General features: G+C 66.9%; 15 protein-coding genes. 11 read left to right on the top strand and 4 right to left on the bottom strand.

Annotated features, from left to right (window positions below; genetic code table 11):
• Window positions 1-107 precede the first annotated feature (107 nt).
• Window positions 108-857: a triose-phosphate isomerase gene (gene tpiA / locus FHR22_RS06415; RefSeq protein ID WP_166940071.1), complete on the bottom strand. Its 750-nt coding sequence runs from the start codon at window positions 855-857 to the stop codon at window positions 108-110.
• 180 nt (window positions 858-1,037) lie between these two features.
• On the opposite strand from tpiA, the gene FHR22_RS06410 reads away from it, so the two are divergent.
• The 8 genes from FHR22_RS06410 (at window position 1,038) to lexA (ending at window position 9,673) form a co-directional block, all read left to right on the top strand.
• Window positions 1,038-2,978 carry a peptidylprolyl isomerase gene (locus FHR22_RS06410; RefSeq protein WP_166940069.1) on the top strand — a complete coding sequence of 647 codons (1,941 nt, stop codon included), beginning with the start codon at window positions 1,038-1,040 and terminating at the stop codon, window positions 2,976-2,978.
• Between the two features lie 7 nt (window positions 2,979-2,985).
• Window positions 2,986-4,503, top strand: coding sequence for an anthranilate synthase component I family protein (locus FHR22_RS06405; RefSeq protein ID WP_166940067.1), 1,518 nt, complete (start codon window positions 2,986-2,988; stop codon window positions 4,501-4,503).
• Window positions 4,504-4,508: 5 nt separating this feature from the next.
• Window positions 4,509-5,099 carry an anthranilate synthase component II gene (locus FHR22_RS06400; protein WP_166940065.1) on the top strand — a complete coding sequence of 197 codons (591 nt, stop codon included), beginning with the start codon at window positions 4,509-4,511 and terminating at the stop codon, window positions 5,097-5,099.
• The gene (trpD, locus tag FHR22_RS06395; RefSeq protein ID WP_166940063.1) at window positions 5,096-6,094 is read left to right on the top strand and encodes an anthranilate phosphoribosyltransferase; all 999 of its coding nucleotides are present in this window, start codon (window positions 5,096-5,098) and stop codon (window positions 6,092-6,094) included. The genes FHR22_RS06400 and trpD overlap by 4 nt, the downstream gene beginning before the upstream one ends.
• Window positions 6,091-6,876, top strand: a complete 786-nt coding sequence (gene trpC, locus FHR22_RS06390; protein ID WP_166940061.1) for an indole-3-glycerol phosphate synthase TrpC — start codon at window positions 6,091-6,093, stop codon at window positions 6,874-6,876. Before trpD ends, trpC begins: the two co-directional genes overlap by 4 nt.
• A 392-nt stretch (window positions 6,877-7,268) precedes the next feature.
• Window positions 7,269-7,742: a cyclic pyranopterin monophosphate synthase MoaC gene (gene moaC, locus FHR22_RS06385; RefSeq protein ID WP_166940059.1), complete on the top strand. Its 474-nt coding sequence runs from the start codon at window positions 7,269-7,271 to the stop codon at window positions 7,740-7,742.
• Window positions 7,739-8,929, top strand: a complete 1,191-nt coding sequence (locus tag FHR22_RS06380) for a molybdopterin molybdotransferase MoeA (protein ID WP_166940057.1) — start codon at window positions 7,739-7,741, stop codon at window positions 8,927-8,929. Before moaC ends, FHR22_RS06380 begins: the two co-directional genes overlap by 4 nt.
• A gap of 66 nt (window positions 8,930-8,995) precedes the next feature.
• Window positions 8,996-9,673 (top strand): transcriptional repressor LexA, encoded by a 678-nt coding sequence (gene lexA, locus FHR22_RS06375; RefSeq protein ID WP_166940055.1) that lies wholly within the window; start codon window positions 8,996-8,998, stop codon window positions 9,671-9,673.
• Here lexA and FHR22_RS06370 read toward each other — a convergent pair.
• Complete coding sequence (locus FHR22_RS06370) at window positions 9,627-11,828, bottom strand: ComEC/Rec2 family competence protein (protein WP_166940053.1); 2,202 nt, start codon at window positions 11,826-11,828, stop codon at window positions 9,627-9,629. The genes lexA and FHR22_RS06370 overlap by 47 nt on opposite strands.
• A 70-nt stretch (window positions 11,829-11,898) precedes the next feature.
• Here FHR22_RS06370 and gltX point away from each other — a divergent pair, with 70 nt between their 5' ends.
• The gene (gltX, locus tag FHR22_RS06365; RefSeq protein WP_166940051.1) at window positions 11,899-13,365 is read left to right on the top strand and encodes a glutamate--tRNA ligase; all 1,467 of its coding nucleotides are present in this window, start codon (window positions 11,899-11,901) and stop codon (window positions 13,363-13,365) included.
• Between the two features lie 38 nt (window positions 13,366-13,403).
• On the top strand, window positions 13,404-14,687 hold the full coding sequence (locus tag FHR22_RS06360; protein ID WP_166940049.1) for a citrate synthase: 1,284 nt from the start codon (window positions 13,404-13,406) through the stop codon (window positions 14,685-14,687).
• Between the two features lie 257 nt (window positions 14,688-14,944).
• Here FHR22_RS06360 and FHR22_RS06355 read toward each other — a convergent pair whose 3' ends face one another.
• Entirely contained in the window at window positions 14,945-15,253 is a 309-nt protein-coding gene (locus tag FHR22_RS06355; protein WP_166940047.1) for a DUF952 domain-containing protein, read from the bottom strand.
• On the bottom strand, window positions 15,250-18,000 hold the full coding sequence (gene gyrA / locus FHR22_RS06350; protein WP_166940045.1) for a DNA gyrase subunit A: 2,751 nt from the start codon (window positions 17,998-18,000) through the stop codon (window positions 15,250-15,252). Before gyrA ends, FHR22_RS06355 begins: the two co-directional genes overlap by 4 nt.
• Window positions 18,001-18,258: 258 nt before the next feature.
• Between gyrA and FHR22_RS06345 the strand changes: the two genes are divergently transcribed.
• On the top strand, window positions 18,259-19,482 hold the full coding sequence (locus FHR22_RS06345) for a hypothetical protein (RefSeq protein WP_166940043.1): 1,224 nt from the start codon (window positions 18,259-18,261) through the stop codon (window positions 19,480-19,482).
• Window positions 19,483-19,509 lie beyond the last annotated feature (27 nt).

Genomic DNA, 19,509 nt, shown 5'->3' with positions numbered 1-19,509 from the left:
CGCGGCCTCAATTTCGGTCCACGCCCGCGGCGCACATAGAGACGAAGGCGCGCCGCTTCAAGCCATAGCATCGTCTCCGGGCGCTGGCGGCGAACGACGCTATGAACTCACCCCAAGGCAGCCGCCGCCGCGACGATCGGCACGAACTTGCCCGCCGTCAGGCTCGCCCCGCCTACCAGCGCCCCGTCGACGTCGGCCGCGCCGAGCAATTCAGCGGCATTCTCGCCGTTGACCGATCCGCCGTAAAGGATGCGCATCGCCTGCGCCTTGTCGTTGAAACGCGCCGCCAGCGCATCGCGGATCGCCCCGTGCATCGCCTCGACATCGGCGACGGTCGGGACCAGCCCCGTCCCGATCGCCCAGATCGGTTCATAGGCGATCGCCAGCCGGTCGGCACCGAAATCGGCGGGGACCGAACCCGCGACCTGCGCGAGCACATAGTCGATCGCCCCGCCCGATTCGCGAACCTCGCGCGGTTCGCCGACGCACAAGATGACCGACAGACCCGCGCCGAGCGCCGCTTCGGCCTTTGCCTGCACATCGGCGTCGCTTTCGCCGCAACCTTCGCGGCGCTCGCTGTGGCCGACGATCACCAGCGTCGCACCCGCATCGGCCAGCATCGGCGCGGCGACCGACCCGGTATACGCTCCCGAGGCCGCGCTGTGGCAATCCTGCCCGCCGACCGCGGCGCCGGGCTGCGCCGCCGCCATCGCGCCGATCAGCGTGAACGGCGGGCAGATGGCGACATCGACGGCCGCATGCCCCTTCGCCGCGGCGAAAATCGCCTCCGCCTCGCCCATCGCGGCCGCAAGCCCGTTCATCTTCCAGTTGCCGACCACATATTTGCGCCGCGCCATCGTACCGTTCCTCCGTTCAGCCAAATCCTTGCTCGCGCCCTAGCGGCGAGCAGGGGGAAGTGGCAAGCCGGGTAACCGTGCCGAGAAAAGCCGCTTTCCCGCCTTGATGCCGCCCCGCCTCCCGCCTAAAGCAACGCGCAACCGCGCACGCGTGCGCCCCGCCGAAAGAATGTCCGCTTCATGATCACCGCTATTCGCCGCCTCTTCGGATCCACCGTCGGGAAAGCCATCGCGCTCGGCTTCGTCCTCCTCGTCGGCCTGGCCTTTGCGCTCGGCGACGTTACCGGCAACTCGAACTTCGGCGGGCTTGGCGGTGCCAATGTCGCGAAGGTCGGAGATACCGAGATCGGGACCGGCGAACTGCGCGCGCGCGTGCAACAGGCGTATGACCGGGCGCGGCAGGACCAGCCCGGGCTGACACGCGAAGCCTTTGTCCAGGCGGGTGGGCTCGACCAGATATTGAACCAGCTGGTCAATGACGCCGCGATGCGCCAGTTCGCGCGCAGCATGGGGTTCGGGGTCAGCAAGCGCCTCATCGACGCGCAGATCGCCGATGCCTTTTCGGGCGTGTCGGGCAGCTTCGACCAGAAACGCTATGAAGCCTATCTGGCCGAAAGCGGGCTCAACGAAAGCCAGATTCGCGGCGAGATCGAAACGCTGCTGCTGACCCAGCAACTCGCCAAGCCGATCGGGATGCTGCCCGTCGTCGCGGCAGGAATGGCAAAACCCTATGCGGTGCTGCCGCTCGAACAAAGGCACGGCCAGGCGGCGTTCATCCCCGCCAGCCCCTTTGCCCCCAAGGCCGATCCGAGCGACGATATCCTGCGCAAATATCTGGCGCAGAACAAAGCGAAATTCACCGTCCCCGAGCGCCGCGTCCTGCAATATGCGCTGTTCGACAGCAGCGCGGTGCCGGTGCCTGCAGTGACCGACGCCGAAGTCGCCAAAGCCTATAAGGACAACGCACCGAGCTATGCGGCAAGCGAGACCCGGCGCCTCGCCCAGGTCATCGTTCCCGACCAGGCTGCCGCGAACAGCATCGCGGCGAAGGTGCGCGGCGGGACCCCGCTCGCGGTCGCAGCACAGGCGGCGGGCCTCTCGGCATCGACGACCGGCGAACTGACCCAGGCCGCCTATGCCGCGACGACCTCGCCCGCCGCCGCCAAGGCCGCGTTCGCCGCTCAGCGCGGCGACGTGCTCGGCCCGACGCAGACCGACCTCGGCTGGGCTGTCGCACGCATCGAAAGCGTCACCGCCAAGCCGGCACGCAGCCTCGCCGACGCGACCCCCGACATTCGCACCGAGCTTGCGAAGAACAAGGCCAACGAAGCGATCGTCGATTATTATAACGCCGTTCAGGACGCCGTGAACGGCGGCGCGTCGATCGAGGAAGTCGCTGCCGACCGCAAGCTTCAGCTCGTCGAAACGCCGGCGCTGCTGCCGAACGGCCGCGCGCCGTCGCAGCCCGCGTTCGCGCTGCCGCCCGAAATGGCGCCGATGATCGCGCAGGCGTTCCAGGGCAGTGGCGAAGGCGAAGGCGAGCTCGCGACATTGGTCGAGAACCAGAAATTCGCCGTTTTCTCGGTGAAATCGATCACCGCCGCCGCGCCGCCGCCCTTCGCCCAGATCCGCGGCGACCTGCTCGCCGACTGGCGCTTTGCCGAGGGGCAGAAGGTCGCGCGCGACAAGGCACGCGCGATCGTCAAGGCGGTCGAGGGCGGCAAGTCGCTCGCCGAAGCGGTCGGTGCCGCGGGTCCGAACATCGGCAGCGTGCAGACGATCGGCGGCCGCCGCGGCGACCTCGACCGCGACGGCAAGGGCGCGCCGCCCGAACTCGCGCTCCTGTTCTCGATGGCCAAGGGCACGGTGAAGACGCTCGAAATCCCCGGCAACCGCGGCTGGATGGTGATCGCCCTCAACGAGGTCAATCGCCCCGACATCAAGTCGGTCGACCCACGCGCCGCCGCCTATATCGCGCGCCCGCTCGGCGCCGCTTTCGGCAACGAGCTGGTCGAACAGCTCGTCGTCGAGGCGAAACGCCGCGCCGGGGTGAAGATCAACAAGCAACTCGTCGAGCAGCTGCGCCGCGAACTGACCGGCACGGCGCCGGTCGCCGAATAGCCGTTCCATGGCACTGGAGGGCAGAGCCGCCGCGCTCGAGGCGCTGGCGCAGGGGCGCGGCGCGGTCGTCTGGCAGCGGCTGATCGCCGACATCGAAACCCCCGTTTCGGCGGCGCTCAAGCTGATCGAACCGGGACGCGGCGACTGGGTGCTCGAATCGGTCGAAGGCGGCGAGACGCGCGGGCGCTACAGCATGATCGGCCTCGATCCCGACCTGCTGCTCGAAGCGCGCGGCGACAGCGCCCGCATCAACCGCGACTGGCGCCGCGACAAAGAGGCGTTCGAGCCGGCCGCCACCGGCGCGCTTCAGGCGCTCCGCGACCTCGTCGCCGAATGCCGTTTCGACGTGCCCGATGGACTGCCCAAGGCGCTGACCACGCTCGTCGGCTTCTTTGCCTATGAAACGATCGGCCTGGTCGAGCGCATCCCGCGCGCGCCGGACGCCGGGCTCGGCCTGCCCGATATGGTGTTCGTACGGCCGACGACGATCCTCGTCTTCGACCGCCTCGCCGACGAACTCTTCCTGATCGCGCCGATCTGGCCCGACCCCGCGGCCCCCATCGACCGGATGATCGACGCGGCGCAGGAACGGCTCGACACCATCGCCGCGCGGCTATCGAGCACCAGCGCGCATGGCGACCGCGCGGGAACCCGCGTCCGGCCCGGCGATATCGTTCCGACGCCCGCAATGACGCCCGAACATTATGCCGGCATGGTCGCGGCAGCGAAGGACTATATCGCGGCGGGCGACGTCTTCCAGGTCGTGCTGTCGCAACGTTTCTCCACGCCGTTCGACCTGCCGCCCTTCGATCTTTATCGCGCGCTGCGCCGCATCAATCCGTCGCCTTTCCTCTATTTCCTCGACCTGCCCGGCTTCGCGCTGATCGGGTCGTCGCCCGAAATCCTCGTCCGGGTGCGCGATGGCGAAATCACCATCCGCCCGATCGCCGGCACCCGCCCGCGCGGCAAGACGAGCGCCGAGGATGTCGAAAACCGCGATTCGCTGCTCGCCGACCCCAAGGAACGCGCCGAACATCTGATGCTGCTCGACCTTGGCCGCAACGACGTCGGCCGCGCCGCGACCGGCGGCAGTGTGACCGTCACCGACAGCTATACGGTCGAATATTACAGCCACGTCATGCACATCGTATCGAACGTCGTCGGCCGCATTGCCGAGGGCAAGGACGCGATCGACGCGCTGTTCGCGGGCTTCCCGGCGGGGACGGTCAGCGGCGCGCCGAAGGTTCGCGCGTGCCAGATCATCGCCGAACTCGAAAGCGACGCGCGCGGGCCTTATGCAGGCGGCGTCGGCTATTTCGCCCCCGACGGCAATATGGACAGCTGCATCGTGCTGCGCACCGCAATCGTCAAGGACGGCGAAATGCACGTCCAGGCGGGCGCGGGCATCGTCGCCGACAGCGAAGCTGCCTATGAACAACGCGAGTGCGAGGCCAAGGCCGGCGCCCTCTTCGCCGCAGCGCGCGAGGCAGTGCGCCTTGCCGGAACACCGGGTTACGGGCAGTAAAGATCATGATCCTCGTCATCGACAATTACGACAGCTTCACCTTCAACCTCGTTCATTATCTGATCGAGCTTGGCGCCGAGGTGCGCGTCGAACGCAACGACGCGCTGACCGCAGCAGAAGCGCTGGCAAGCGGCGCCGACGCCATCCTGATTTCGCCCGGCCCGTGCACGCCCAATGAAGCAGGCATCAGCCTCGACCTCGTCGCCGCCTGCGCCGACGCGCGCCGCCCCTTGCTCGGCGTCTGCCTCGGTCATCAGGCTATCGGCCAGCATTTCGGCGGCACGGTACAGCGCGGCCATCTGATGCACGGCAAGACGTCACCCGTCTGCCATGACGGCAGCGGGCTGTTCGCCGGCCTGCCCTCGCCGCTCACCGCGACGCGCTACCACAGCCTCGAAGTCGTCGACATTCCCGGAAGCCTCGTCATCAACGCGACGAGCGACGACGGCGCGGTGATGGGGTTCCGCCACGCCGGCCTGCCGATCCACGGCGTGCAATTTCATCCCGAAAGCATCGCGACCGAGCATGGCCATGCGATGCTCGCCAATTTCCTCACGCTCGCGGGACTGCCGGTGCAGGAGCGCAAGGCGGCATGAGCCGCTTCGGACCCCTTCCCGACCCCGCCGCGCTGCTCGATCATGACGAAGCGGCGGACGCCTTCGCCGTGATGCTCGATGGCGGGGCCAGCGACGAAAATATCGCCGAATTCCTCATCGCCCTGTCCGATCGCGGCGAAACGATGGTCGAAATCGCCGCTGCCGCGCAAGCGATGCGCGACCGGCTGATCCCGATCGACGCCCCGGCAGGCGCGATCGACGTCTGCGGCACCGGCGGCGACGGTCACCATACGCTCAACGTGTCGACCGCGGTCTCGATCGTCGTTGCCGCGTGCGAAGTTCCTGTCGCAAAGCACGGAAATCGCGCCGCTTCTTCAAAATCAGGCGCTGCCGACACCTTGGAAGCGCTCGGCCTCGACATGGAACGCGCGGCGCGGATGGCCGAAGCGCAGCTTGCCGACCTCGGCATCTGTTTCCTCTTCGCCGCGCACCACCATCCCGCGATGGGCCGTATCATGCCGATCCGCAAGGCGATCGGGCGGCGCACGATCTTCAACCTGATGGGCCCGCTCGCCAATCCGGCGCGCGTCACGCGCCAGCTCGTCGGCATCGCGCGCCCCGCCTATGTGCCCGTCTATGCCGAGGCGCTCCACCGGCTCGGCACTGATCATTCGCGGGTGATTTCAGGCGATGAAGGGCTCGACGAACTGTCGCTCGCGGGGGGCAACGAGGTCGCGGTCGTCACCACCGAAGGCGTGCGGATGCAGCGCAGCACCGCTGCCGATGCCGGACTCTCCTCGCATCCGATTGCGGCGATCCGCGGCGGCGATGCCGCATATAACGCCAAGGCGCTGCGCGCCCTGCTTCAGGGTGAAACAGGCGCCTATCGGGACGCCGTGCTCTATAATGCGGCCGAGGCGCTGGTCGTCGCCGGGGCGGCCCACAACCTCGTCGACGGGGTCGAGGAAGCCGCCGAAGCGATCGACAAGGGTCTTGCCAACGCGCTGCTCAATTGCTGGATCGCCTATAAATGAACAAACTGACGCAAATCCTCGCCACCAAGCGCGACGAGGTCGTAGCGCGGCGCGCCATACGCTCGTTCGCCGATCTCGATGCGATCGATGCCGGCCCGGTGCGCGGCTTTGCCGCGGCGCTGCAGGCAAAGATCGACGCTGGCGGCTTTGGGCTGATCGCGGAAATCAAGAAAGCTTCACCGTCCAAGGGACTGATCCGGGAAGATTTTAATCCGGCGGACCATGCCCGGGCTTATGAAGCCGGCGGCGCCGCATGCCTGTCGGTACTCACCGACGCGCCCTATTTTCAGGGGCATGAGGATTATCTGGTCGCCGCGCGCAATGCCTGCGCGCTTCCGGCGCTGCGCAAGGATTTCATGGTCGACCCGTGGCAGGTCGCCGAAGCGCGCGCGATCGGCGCCGACGCGATCCTGATCATCGTCGCGGCATTGGACGATGGCGCGATGCAGGATATCGAAGCTGCGGCGGTCGATCGCGGCATGGATGTGCTTGTCGAAGTCCATGACGAGGCCGAACTCGATCGCGCGCTGACCAAGCTCGGGTCGCGGCTGATCGGCGTCAACAACCGCGATCTGCGCAGCTTCGAAACCGACCTCGGCGTCACCGAACGCCTCGCGAAGCTCGTGCCGCCGGGCACCTTGCTCATCGGCGAAAGCGGAATTGCCAGCCACGCCGACTGCCAACGCCTGGCGGCAAGCGGCGTGAAAGCCTTCCTCGTCGGCGAAAGCCTGATGCGTCAGCCCGACGTCACGGCGGCAACGAAGGCACTGCTTGAAGGCTGATTGTCCGCGAGCGACAGTTTGGGGTGGATTCGAGACTTCCCCTCCCTTTTAGGGAGGGGTTAGAGGTGGGTAGCGAGCGCCGCGAGCAAGAGGCAGAGCGCCGCCTTCGGCGGCTACCCACCCCCAGCCCCTCCCCAAAAGGGAGGGGAGAAGAACGTCCGCAATCGGCCGCTTTCGCCCTCTCCCTCGTCATCCCGGGCTTGACCCGGGATCCCGCTTTTTTTGAGGCACGAGCAGTTTTCGATTTCAAGCGGGACCCCGGATCAAGTCCGGGGTGACGGTGAATGGATGTCCGCAACCGGCCGAAATCCGCCCTCCTCCTCCCACGAAAACCCCATTCCACCCCCTCTCCCCCTTGCCTTTCGTCCGCCACATTGCTTCGGTCCCCGGCGATGACGAACAAACCGACTCACCTCGACGAAAGCGGCGCCGCGCACATGGTCGATGTCGGGGCCAAGCCGGCAACCGGACGCCGCGCCGTCGCGGGCGGCCGCATCACCATGTCGGCCGACGCGCTCGCCGCGATTCGCGCCGGTAACGCGCCCAAGGGGGACGTGCTGTCGACCGCGCGTATCGCGGGCATCATGGCGGCAAAACGCACCGCCGACCTCATCCCGCTCTGCCATCCGATCGCGCTCACCAGGGTCAGCGTCGAATTCGCCTGGGAAACGGACGGCATTTCGGTGCGCGCGACCGCCGCCACCACCGGCCCGACCGGCGTAGAGATGGAGGCGTTGACCGCAGCGTCGGTCGCCCTCCTCACGCTTTACGATATGGCGAAGGCCCTCGACCGCGCGATGATCCTCGGCGACATCCGCCTGCTCGAAAAGAGCGGCGGCCGCTCCGGCGACTGGCGCGCCGAATGACGGGCTTACTGCCGGTCGAGGAGGCACAGGCCCGTCTGCTCGCGCTCCGCGAGCCGCTGGCACCTGAAAATATCGCCGTTTCCGAATCGCTTGGCCGCTATCTCTCACAAGATGTCATGGCATCGCGCGACCAGCCCGCTGCAGCGCTGTCAGCGATGGACGGCTATGCGATCCGCTTCGACGATATGCCCGGACCGTGGACGATCGTCGGCGAGGTGGCGGCCGGCGCGACCGCCGCACGCGCCGCCGGCGCGGGCGAAGCGATCCGCATCTTCACCGGCGCGATGCTCCCTGATGGGGCCGACACCGTCATCCTGCAGGAAGACGTCGCCGCCGATGGCACCGCCTTGACGCTGACCGGCGATGGCCCCGGCGCCAGGCGCCGCCACATTCGCGAACGCGCCGGCGACTTTGCACAGGGCGCGCGGCTGCTCACCGCCGGTGCGCGGCTGAATGCGGGTGCCATCGCCGCAGCGATCATGGGCGGCGCCGGCCAATTGCGCGTCGGCTCGCGCCCGCGCGTCGCGCTCCTTACCACCGGCGACGAACTCGTCCCCGCCGGCCATGTTCCCGGCCCCGGGCAGATCCCGAACAGCAACGGCGCGATGCTCGCCGCGATGCTCGCCGCCGAGCCTGCGCTCGTCAGCCTCCCGCTGCACATCCGCGACGATCGCGCGTCGCTTGCCAAGGCGATCAGGGAGTTGGCGCGCCACCACGATGTCATCGTCACCGTCGGCGGCGCATCGGTCGGCGACCATGACCATGTCCGCGGCGCGCTCGACGATGCCGGCGGGCGGCTCGATTTCTGGCAGATCGCGATGCGGCCGGGCAAGCCGCTGATCGCGGGGACGATCGGCGACGCGCTGCTGCTCGGCCTGCCCGGCAACCCCGGTTCGGCCTTCGTCACCGCGACGCTCTTCCTGCGCCCGCTCGTTTGCCACCTTGCGGGTGCCAACAGCCCGCTTCCCGCTGTTCGGCAGGCGCCGCTCGCCGCCGCCCTCGCGCCGGGCGGCAGCCGCCGCGATTATCTGCGCGCACGCATCGAGGGGGCGAAGCTGCGCCTGCTCGACAGCCAGGACAGCGGACAGACTGTCCCGCTGATCGAAGCCGATGCGCTGGTGATCCGCGACATCGGCGCCCCCGCGCGCGACGCGGGCGAGATTGCCGACTATATCGACATCGCTTGACAAGTTCCGGTCTGTTCCACTATCGTTCTCATTATGTCCGGTTCTGGTCCTGACGGAGAATGATCGATGTTGACCGCCAAGCAGCATGAACTGCTTCACTTCATCCAGCAAAAGCTCGACGCGAGCGGCATTTCGCCGTCGTTCGAGGAAATGAAGGAGGCGCTGGGGCTGAAATCCAAGTCGGGAATTCACCGGCTGATCAGCGCGCTCGAGGAACGCGGCTTCCTCCGCCGCCTTCCCAACCGCGCGCGCGCGCTCGAAGTCGTGAAACTGCCCGAAACGGTCAAGGCGGCGCCCGCGCGCGAAAATGTCGTGCCGCTGCGCAAGCCTGCCCCGGCAATGCGGCCGATCGCCGCGAACGACATCATCGAAGTGCCGCTGCACGGCAAGATCGCCGCCGGCGTGCCGATCGAGGCGTTCGAGGATCATAATAATCTTGCGGTTCCTGCCGCGCTGCTCGGCGCGGGCGAACATTATGCGCTCGAAGTATCGGGCGATTCGATGGTCGAGGCGGGTATTTTCGACGGCGATTATGCGCTGATCCAGAAAGCCAGCACCGCGCGCGAAGGCGATATCGTCGTTGCGCTCGTCGACGGGCAGGATGCGACGCTCAAATATTTCCGCCGCGAAGGCCAGATGATCCGGCTCGACCCCGCGAACAGCGCCTATGAACCGCAGCGCTACCCCGCCGAGCGCGTCATCGTGCAAGGGCGCCTGTCGGGACTGCTTCGTCGTTACCACTGACCTGTTCGGGCCGGCGCCAGGGATGCCTGTCGCCGGCCCGCAGACTGGCGACCGCGCGCGGCGTCTTTCCCAGATAAAGCGCCAGCCCGCCCGTTTCGGCCAGGCTGTCGCGGTCGATCGTCAGCCAGCGCGCGACACATTCATGCGGTAGCCAGCGGTCGCTGATCACCACATCGGCGGCGGCGCAGGCGGGCGCCATCTCCCCCCCGTCGACCCGGTCCATGCCGCGTGATGCCAGAATGACCCGGCCGGAATCGTCCGTCGCATCATCCTTTGCGTCGCCCTGCCCCTGCCCGCGCCCCTCCCCCTGCCGCCAGCGGCAGAAGTCGCGGTTGCACGTCACATGCTCCAAGTCGGCGAGCGCCATCAACGGCGTGTCGATCCCCGCCGCCTCGGACAGCGAATCGCGGATGAAGTCGCCCGCGCGGTCGCGTAATAAGGCATAGCCCCCACCCGGCACCGCGACCGCGATATGGCGGCCATCGCTCGTCACCAGCATGTCGGGCCGCGGCTGCGCGAACAGCGCCGCGACGCCGATGACGACCGGGAGCATCCCTGCCCGCCGCCACGATGTTTGCCAAAGCAGCAGCCACAACCCGCCAAAAACCGCGAACGCAAAGCCCCATGGCGGAAACGACGGCAAGGTCGCGACCGCCCCCGGCGCATCGGCGACGACGTGCGCGAGCAGGATCAGCAGGTCGAGCGCCTTTTCCGCCACCCACCAGAAGGGCGCACCCAGCCCGGCGCTGTCGAAGAGCAGCGCGAGCGCCTCGGCCGGCATGATGACAAAGGTGGTGAGCGGAATCGCGACGACATTGGCGAGCGCACCGTAAAGTCCCGCCTTGTGGAAATGAAACAGCGCGATCGGCGCCAGCGCGATCTCGACGACGAAGCCGGTGATCAGCAACCCCGCCACCGCGCGGCCCGCGCCAAAGATCCCCGGCTCGTCGCGCCGCGCGAGGAAGGCGCGCATCCGCGGACTTTCGTGCAGCGCGATAATCGCCGTGACCGCCGCGAAGCTGAGCTGGAAGCTCGGCCCCGCGAGCGATTCGGGCCGCCAGACGAGCACGATCAGCGCCCCCGCCGCGACCAGCCGCAAGGTCAGCGCCTCGCGCCCCAGCAGGAACGCCGCGAGGACGAGCAACGCCGCGACGCACGACCGGATCGTCGGCACCTCGGCGCCGCTAAGCCACGTATAGCCGACCCCCGCCAGCGCCGCGCCGCCCGCCGCGGCCGCCAGCACGACCCCGCTGAGCGCGAGCCGCGGGCTCAGCGCCAGCAGCCGGATCAAGAGGAACATTGTGAAGCCGACCACCGCGGTGACATGCAGCCCGCTGATCGACAGCAGATGCGCCAGCCCGCTGCGCCGCATCGCGTCCGCATCCGCGTCGCTGATCGCCCCCTGGTCGCCGGTGACCAGCGCTGCCGCGATGCCGCCGGCCGATCCCGCGACCTGCCGCTGGATATGCCCGCTCAGGCGGTTGCGCAGCGGCGGTATAGCTTCGCCCGTCCCCGGCACCCGCGCGACCTCGCCCAGCACGGTGCCCACCGCACCGATCCCGTCGAACCACGCGCGCTGCGCGAAATCATAGCCGCCGGGCAGGTTCGCGGGCGGCGGCGGCATCAGCCGCGCGCGCACCCCGACGAGTTCGCCCCCCGCCAGCCCCGCCGCCTGCTCGCTGCGCAAGGTCAGCCGGACGCGTGGCGGCAGGTCGGCGCGGCGTTGCGGCAGCGCGAGGATGCGCACCTGTCCGCGCGCCGGCAGCGGCACGACGCGCTCGATGCGTGCCGAAAATTCGGTAGTGATCGGCCGCGCCAGCACCGGCGCCGCCACCCATGCGGCGCGCGCCCAGATGAGGAGCAGGCCGAGCGCCATGATCGCGCAGCCGAACGTCACCATCCGCCCGAACCGCCGTTCCCGGCCGATCAAAAGCCCCGCGAGCAGCCCGCCGCCGAGCAGCAGCAACAGTCCGGTCCAATGCACGGCCGTCGGCAATGCGAACCAGGCCGCGATGCCCGCACCAAGCGCGACCGGCAGCCACAGCCCGATCCGTTCGCGCTCGGCCTCCAGCCGCACCTCGATTTCATCGGCCAGCGCCGTCCACCGGCTGGCCCATCGGCCGCCAAACGGCGTTTGAAGCTGCCTTGTCGCCATGCTAGGGGCTCCCCCGATCCCCGTTCCCGCACCTGTCGCGGGGATGGCAGAGTGAGTGAAAGAGGCCATAGTGGCAACCGAAAACCAGACCAATATTGCCGAAGCAGCGCCGGAAGCAACGGTCACCGACGTGGTGACGCGCTTCGCCCCCTCGCCGACCGGCTACCTCCACATCGGCGGCGCGCGCACCGCGCTCTTCAACTGGCTGTTCGCGCGCCACCATGGCGGGAAGTTCCTGCTGCGGATCGAGGATACCGACCGCGCGCGCTCGACCGACGCCGCGATCGACGCGATCCTTGACGGGATGCAGTGGCTCGATCTGGGTTGGGACGGCGAGACGGTGTTTCAGTTCGCGCGCGCCCCGCGCCATGCCGAGATCGCGGCGGAACTGCTCGCCAGGGGCGAAGCCTATCGCTGCTACCTGACGCAGGACGAACTCGCCGCGATGCGCGCCGAAGCGCAGGAAAAACGCCTGCCTTTCCGCGTCCGCAGCCCGTGGCGCGACCGCGACGACGGCGACCTCGCCGTCCCGCACGTCATCCGCCTGCGCGCACCGCAAGACGGCGCGGTGACGATCGCCGATAAGGTGCAGGGGGAGGTCACCGTCCAGAACGCCGAACTCGACGATTTTGTCCTGCTGCGCAGCGACGGCACGCCGACCTATATGCTCAGCGTCGTCGTCGACGACAATGACATGGGGGTGACCCATGTCATCCGCGGCGACGACCATCTCAACAACGCGTTTCGCCAGCTCGCGCTCATTCGCGCGATGAACTGGCGCGAGCCGGTCTACGCGCATGTTCCGCTGATCCACGGCGCCGACGGGGCAAAGCTGTCGAAGCGCCATGGCGCGCTGGGCGTCGATGCCTATCGCGACGAAATGGGCTATCTTCCCGAGGCGGTGAACAATTACCTCCTCCGCCTCGGCTGGGGCCATGGCGATGATGAAATCATCAGCCGCGAACAGGCCGTGCAATGGTTCGACCTGGCGCACGTCGGCCGCTCCCCCTCGCGCTTCGATTTCAAGAAGCTTGAAAACCTCAACGGCCATTATCTCCGCGAAGCGGACGATGCACGGCTTGCCGGGCTGGTCGCACCGCGCGTCGAAACGCTCGTCGGTCGCGCGCTCGACGATTCAGGCCGCGACGTGCTCGTGCGCGCGATGGCATCGCTCAAGCCGCGCGCGAAAACGATCGATGAGATCGCCGATGGCGCAACTTTCTTGTTCTTGCCCGATCCGTTGCCGGTGGACGAAAAGGCGGCCGAGGTGCTAAGGGCCTCGCCCGAAGGCCTGTTGGCTGCTGTGACTCGGCGGCTGCGCGGGCTGGACGACTGGACGATAGAAGAGCTGGACGCTGCCGTGCGCGCCGAAGCCGAAGCCGCCGAACTGGGGCTCGGCAAACTCGCGCAACCCCTACGCGCTGCGCTAACCGGCCGAACCGTTTCCCCGGGAATTTTCGACGTGCTGCTGTTGCTTGGACGCGATGTCAGTCTGGCGCGACTTGACGCAGCGCAACATTATCCGGCAGGGGCGTAGCCACTCTCTCTCCCCGCCGTCAGTACAGGGAACAAAATATGACCGACACTGCGAAAATCACGCTGGGCGACACGACTGTCGACAGCCCTGTCCTGTCGGGCACCGTCGGCCCGGATGTCGTCGACATTCGCAAATTCTACGCGCAGACCGGCGCCTTCACTTACGATCCCGGCTTTACGTCGACCGCAAGCTGCGAATCGCAGATCACCTACATCGACGGTGACGAAGGCGTCCTGCTCCATCGCGGTTATGCGATTGGCGACCTTGCCGAAAATTCCAGCTTCATGGAAACCTGCTACCTGCTGCTGAACGGCGAACTGCCCAATGCGCAGGAACTCGCCGATTTCGACACCACGATCACCCGCCACACGATGCTGCACGAACAGCTCGCGACCTTCTACCGCGGGTTCCGCCGCGATGCGCATCCGATGGCGGTCATGTGCGGCGTCGTGGGTGCCTTGAGCGCCTTCTATCACGACTCGACCGAAATTCACGATCCGCACCAGCGGATGATCGCCAGCCACCGCCTGATCGCCAAAATGCCGACGATCGCCGCGATGGCGTATAAATATTCGGTCGGCCAGCCGTTCGTCTATCCCGACAACAAGCTGAGCTACACCGGCAACTTCCTGCGCATGACCTTCGGCGTGCCCGCCGAGGAATATGAGGTCGTGCCCGCCGTGGAGCGCGCGCTCGACCGCATCTTCATCCTGCACGCCGACCATGAGCAGAATGCGTCGACCTCGACCGTCCGCCTCGCCGGTTCGTCGGGCGCCAATCCCTTCGCATGCATCGCGGCGGGCATCGCTTGCCTTTGGGGTCCCGCACATGGCGGCGCGAACGAGGCGGCGCTCAACATGCTGCGCGAAATCGGCCGCCCCGAACGCATCCCCGAATATATCGCGCGCGCGAAGGACAAGGATGATCCGTTCCGCCTGATGGGCTTCGGTCACCGCGTCTACAAAAATTACGATCCGCGCGCGACGGTGATGCAAAAGACCGTACGCGAAGTGTTCGACGCCCTGAAGGTCAACGACCCCGTGTTCGAAGTCGCGCTGCAGCTTGAGGAAATGGCGCTCAACGATCCCTATTTCGTCGAGAAGAAGCTGTTCCCGAACGTCGATTTCTACTCGGGTGTCATCCTGTCGGCGATCGGTTTCCCGACGACGATGTTCACCGCCCTCTTCGCCCTCGCCCGCACCGTCGGCTGGGTCGCGCAGTGGAACGAAATGATCTCGGATCCCGCACAGAAGATCGGCCGCCCGCGCCAGCTCTACACCGGCCCGACGCACCGTCCGTTCGTACCGGTCGATAAGCGGTAATCACGATACAGAGCGAAAAGAAGAGGGGCCGTTCCGCGGCCCCTTTTTTTGGGTGTTATGGCTGGTTCCGGCTGGTTGCGGACATTCTTTTCTTCGTCACCCTGAACGTGTTTCAGGGTCCATGCCTGCCCGTTCCTCAAGCGCAGCGCTGGATGAGAGTTCAGGCGATTGATGCTGAAACAAGTTCAGCATGACGGGGTTTAAACGCCCGCTCCCCGCCTCGAAAGCCGCCATCCATGGCTAAAAGCGGTTTAACCCTAATCCCGCCGTTGCAGGCTGATCACCGCATGGATCGGCAGTTCGGCATAGATATGCGGAAACAGATCGCCGCCGCGCGCCGCTTCCCAGCGGACCGCGTCGCCGAGCTGGATCAAATCCACCTCGGCGATCATCAGGCAGGTCTGGCCGGCAAAATATTTGGCCAGCGTGCCTTCGAGCTGCTGCGCAGTCGACAGGTGGATATAGCCGTCGGCAATATCCACTGGGGCGCCGCGGAACACGCGTTCGCGTTCGAAATCGGCCCATTGCTGCTGGGTCAGCACCTTGAAGGCCGTCGCTGCGGTCATTCGGGTGCTGCCTCCGTCGGGGTCTCGGCCTCGGGCGCCGCCGCTGCCTCGCCTTCGGTGCCTTCGACGTCTTCCTCGTCGCTTTCCTCGATCAATGCTGCCGAAACGACATGCTCGTCCTTGGCAACGTCGAACAGGCGTACGCCCGCCGAACCGCGCCCGATGACGCGCATCGAATCGAGACCCATGCGGATCAGTTTCGCCTGATCGGTGACGAGCATCAGCTGATGCACCTTGGTGGCCGGGAAGCTGGCGACGACCGGTCCGTTGCGGGCGATATTGTCGATGTTGGTAATCCCCTGACCGCCGCGTCCGGTGCGACGATATTCATAGGCCGACGAGAGCTTGCCATAACCATTGGCGCAGATCGTCAGGATGAACTGTTCGCGCGCGGCGAGTTCGGCCATCCGGTCGCCGTCCAGGGTCGGCGCATTCTCATTATCCTTCCACGGCGCGGCGCGCAGATAGGCTTCGCGTTCCTCGCTGCTGGTGCCGACGCGGTGGAGAATCGACAGCGAGATGACCTCGTCGCCATGGGCCAGGCGCATCCCCCGGACACCGGTCGAATTGCGGCTCTGGAATTCGCGGACGTCGTCGCCGGCGAAGCGGATTGCCTTGCCCTGGCGCGTTGCCAGCAGGACATCGTCGCTTTCGTCGAGCAAGGCGACGCCGATCAGGCGGTCATCCTCGTCCTCCCCTTCGAACTTCATGGCGATCTTGCCGTTCGAGGGCACGTTGGTGAAGGCGTCCATGCTGTTACGACGCACATTGCCCTTTGCGGTTGCGAACATGACGTGCAGCTTGCCCCATTCGCCCTCATCCTCGGGCAGCGGCAGCACGGTCGATATCGTCTCGTCCTTGCCGAGCGGCAGCAGGTTGATCATCGGACGGCCGCGCGTTGCCGGCCCGCCTTCGGGCAGGCGCCACACCTTCATGCGGTAGACTTTGCCGAGCGTCGAGAAGAACAGCACCGGGGTGTGCGTCGAGGTGACGAACAATTCGGTGACGACATCCTCATCCTTCGTCGCCATGCCCGCGCGGCCCTTGCCGCCGCGGCGCTGGGCGCGAAAGGTGCCCAGCGGGGTGCGCTTGATATAGCCGTCGAGCGTGACGGTGACGACCATCTCCTCGCGCTCGATCAGATCCTCGTCGTCGATGCCGTCGGCGGCAGGAGCGACGAGCGTGCGGCGCGGGGTCGCGAATTCCTCGCGCACCGCGATCAACTCTTCGCGCATCACCGCATAGAGTTTTCCGCGGTCGGCGAGGATTTCAAGCAGTCCCTCAATCTCGGTCGCCAACTCACCGAGTTCCTTGCCGATATCGTCGCGGCCGAGCGCGGTCAGGCGATGGAGGCGAAGGTCGAGAATGGCCTTCACCTGGGCTTCGGACAGGCGATAGGTCGAACTGTCGTCCATCTCGCCCTCGATCGCCTCGACAAGGCGGATATAGGGCGCGATTTCGCCGATCGGCCATTCGCGGGCGAGCAAGGCTTCGCGGGCAGCCGCGGGGCTGGACGATCCGCGGATGATGCGGACGACTTCGTCGAGGTTCGAAACCGCGACGACGAGGCCGAGCAAGATGTGCGCGCGGTCGCGCGCCTTGGCGAGCTCGAACTTGCAGCGGCGGGTGATCACTTCCTCGCGGAAGGTGATGAAGGCATCGAGGATCGCCTTCAGCCCCATCATTTCGGGGCGACCACCGCGGATCGCGAGCATGTTGGCGGGGAAGCTCGACTGCGCGGGGGTGTGGCGCCAGAGCTGGTTGAGCACGACCTCGGCGGTTGCATCGCGCTTCAGCTCGATGACGACGCGCACGCCTTCGCGGTTCGATTCGTCACGGATGTCGGCGACGCCCTCGATCCGCTTGTCGCGTGCGGCTTCGGCGATCTTTTCAACGAGGCCCGACTTGCCGACCTGGAATGGGATCGCCGTCAGGACGATCGACTGGCGGTCGTTGCGGCCTTCCTCGATCACATAGTTCGATCGCATCATGATCGAACCGCGGCCGGTGGCGTAGGCGAGGCGCGCGCCGCCCTGGCCGAGCATCGTCGCGCCGGTCGGGAAATCGGGGCCGGGGACGATTGCCATCAGTTCATCGAGACTGATCGGCTCGCCGCCCGCGAGCTGGCGATCGATCGTCGCGAGCGTCGCGTCGATGATTTCGCCGAGGTTGTGCGGCGGAATGTTGGTCGCCATGCCGACCGCGATGCCGCCGGCGCCGTTGACGAGCAGGTTCGGAAAGCGCGCCGGAAGCACCGTCGGCTCTTCGCGGCTCGCGTCATAGTTCGGCTGGAAATCGACGGTATCCTTGTCGAGATCGTTCAGCAGGACCATCGCGGTCTTCGCGAGGCGCGCCTCGGTATAGCGCATCGATGCCGGCGGATCGGGATCCATCGAACCGAAATTGCCCTGGCCGTCGATCAGCGGCACGCGGAGCGACCAGTCCTGCGTCATGCGCGCGAGCGCGTCGTAGATCGCGCTGTCGCCGTGGGGGTGGTAGTTACCCATGACGTCGCCGACGATCTTCGCCGATTTCTTGTACGGCCGGCCGGGGATGAAGCCGCCTTCCTGCGCCGCGTAAAGGATGCGGCGGTGCACCGGCTTCAGCCCGTCGCGCACGTCGGGGAGCGCGCGGCTGACGATCACGCTCATCGCATAATCGAGATAGCTGGTCTTCATTTCGTCGACGATATTGATCGGCGAAACGCCGTCGTCCGGCGGCGGCAAATGCGTATTTTCTTCGGTCAAGACCCGGCCTTTTTTCTGCTTTTCGGGAGATGGTTTTCGTCTAGCCGATGATGGGCGGAATGGCCAGCGATTCGGGCATTTTCCGGGGTGTTTTTTCGCGTCTTCGCGGGGGTCGGAACCCGCCGCGAAATGACGTCGGAAAACCACTCGGTCCGGCGTCTTTTTATGGCATCATGCCGCACAGAAGCGGCTTGCCAATCGGTCCTTCGCCCCTAAAGCTCGTCGCCCGATGACCGCTTTTCCGACTGTTGCCCGTCGATGGCCCTGATCGCGCTGATCGGCGCCGGGGAGATGCTGCCCGACGGCGGGCTGCGCGCACTCGTGACCGTCGCGGGCGAAACGCTGATCGAGCGCCAGGCGGCGCGCCTTGCCGATGTCGGAGTGACGCATATCGCGGTCGCGGTGGGGACGGTGCCCGCCGACCTGCTGAGCGTTTGCGATCGCATCCGCCGCCGCGGCATGAAGGTGTCGCCGGTGCGCGCCGCTGCCGATCTGATGGCGCTCGTCGAGGCTGACGATCGCATCATCCTCGTCGCCGACGGGCTGCGCGCCGGGGGGACCCATTATGCCGCGATCGCGCGGCCGGGGTCGCCGGCGATCCTGGTGACCGGCGATACGGTGCTGACGCAGGGGTTCGAGCGGATCGACGCGACGCGGCGCTGGGGCGGTCTTGCGTGCATTTCGTCGCCGATGGTCGCCGAACTCGCGGGCATGCCGGGCGAATGGGACATGATGCTCACCTTGCTGCGGCTGGCGGTGCAGGCAGGCGCGCGGCGGCTCTATTGCGAGCCCGCCTTGTTCGAACAGGGCGAGATCGCGATCGTCACCGACCGCCCGACCGCGGCGCTGATCGAGCAATCGAGCCTGCAACAGGTCGAATATGGCGGCATGGGGCTCGGACGCTCGGCGATCATGATGCCGCTGATCCGGCTGGCGGGACCCCTGCTAGTCAAATCGCCGGCGACGGCGCGGTATCTGCCCTATATCACCGCGTTGCTGTGGGTGATCGTGGCGCTGCTGGCGGCGAGCGGGCTGGCGGCGGCGGGAGCGCTGGTTGCGATCCTCGGCGGGTTCGGGCTGGCGGCGATGCGCTTCCTGTCGGCATTCCGCGCCGAGAGCGCGGCGCAGGACCGGGCGCGCGAGGTTATCCGCACCTTTGCCTGGGTGCTGCTCGCGATCTTTCCTTGGCTGCTGTCGCTTGCCGGGCCGGGGCACCGGATGCCGCTGTTTTCCGAAGCGGCACTCGCGCCCTGCCTGGCCGCCGCGATCCTGCTCGCGCGCTGGCTTTACGAGGATTCGGGCGAGCGGCGGCGCTTTCACTGGCTGCTTCCCGACGCCGATCAGGCCTGGATCATGCTCGCGCCGGCGCTTTTGTCCGGATTTGCGCCGCTGATGTTCGCGATCCTGCCGCTGCTCGCGCTGCTCCAGATTCTGCTGTGGCTCCGTCTCGCGCGGCGGCCCGAGCCGGCGGGGCCCTTATAAAACAAAGTGGTTCAAGGTTTAGCGCGC

The sequence above is a fragment of the Sphingopyxis panaciterrae genome, assembly GCF_011762125.1.
GTDB classification, from domain to species: domain Bacteria; phylum Pseudomonadota; class Alphaproteobacteria; order Sphingomonadales; family Sphingomonadaceae; genus Sphingopyxis; species Sphingopyxis panaciterrae.
This window is presented reverse-complemented; position numbering and strand designations above follow the sequence as displayed.

Excerpts from the sequence above, each read along its gene's own strand:
- tpiA (WP_166940071.1), bottom strand. The coding sequence starts at position 857 with ATGGCGCGGCGCAAATATGTGGTCGGCAACTGGAAGATGAACGGGCTT.
- FHR22_RS06410 (WP_166940069.1), top strand. The coding sequence starts at position 1,038 with ATGATCACCGCTATTCGCCGCCTCTTCGGATCCACCGTCGGGAAAGCC.
- FHR22_RS06405 (WP_166940067.1), top strand. The coding sequence starts at position 2,986 with ATGGCACTGGAGGGCAGAGCCGCCGCGCTCGAGGCGCTGGCGCAGGGG.
- FHR22_RS06400 (WP_166940065.1), top strand. The coding sequence starts at position 4,509 with ATGATCCTCGTCATCGACAATTACGACAGCTTCACCTTCAACCTCGTT.
- trpD (WP_166940063.1), top strand. The coding sequence starts at position 5,096 with ATGAGCCGCTTCGGACCCCTTCCCGACCCCGCCGCGCTGCTCGATCAT.
- trpC (WP_166940061.1), top strand. The coding sequence starts at position 6,091 with ATGAACAAACTGACGCAAATCCTCGCCACCAAGCGCGACGAGGTCGTA.
- moaC (WP_166940059.1), top strand. The coding sequence starts at position 7,269 with ATGACGAACAAACCGACTCACCTCGACGAAAGCGGCGCCGCGCACATG.
- FHR22_RS06380 (WP_166940057.1), top strand. The coding sequence starts at position 7,739 with ATGACGGGCTTACTGCCGGTCGAGGAGGCACAGGCCCGTCTGCTCGCG.
- lexA (WP_166940055.1), top strand. The coding sequence starts at position 8,996 with ATGTTGACCGCCAAGCAGCATGAACTGCTTCACTTCATCCAGCAAAAG.
- FHR22_RS06370 (WP_166940053.1), bottom strand. The coding sequence starts at position 11,828 with ATGGCGACAAGGCAGCTTCAAACGCCGTTTGGCGGCCGATGGGCCAGC.
- FHR22_RS06360 (WP_166940049.1), top strand. The coding sequence starts at position 13,404 with ATGACCGACACTGCGAAAATCACGCTGGGCGACACGACTGTCGACAGC.
- FHR22_RS06355 (WP_166940047.1), bottom strand. The coding sequence starts at position 15,253 with ATGACCGCAGCGACGGCCTTCAAGGTGCTGACCCAGCAGCAATGGGCC.
- FHR22_RS06345 (WP_166940043.1), top strand. The coding sequence starts at position 18,259 with ATGGCCCTGATCGCGCTGATCGGCGCCGGGGAGATGCTGCCCGACGGC.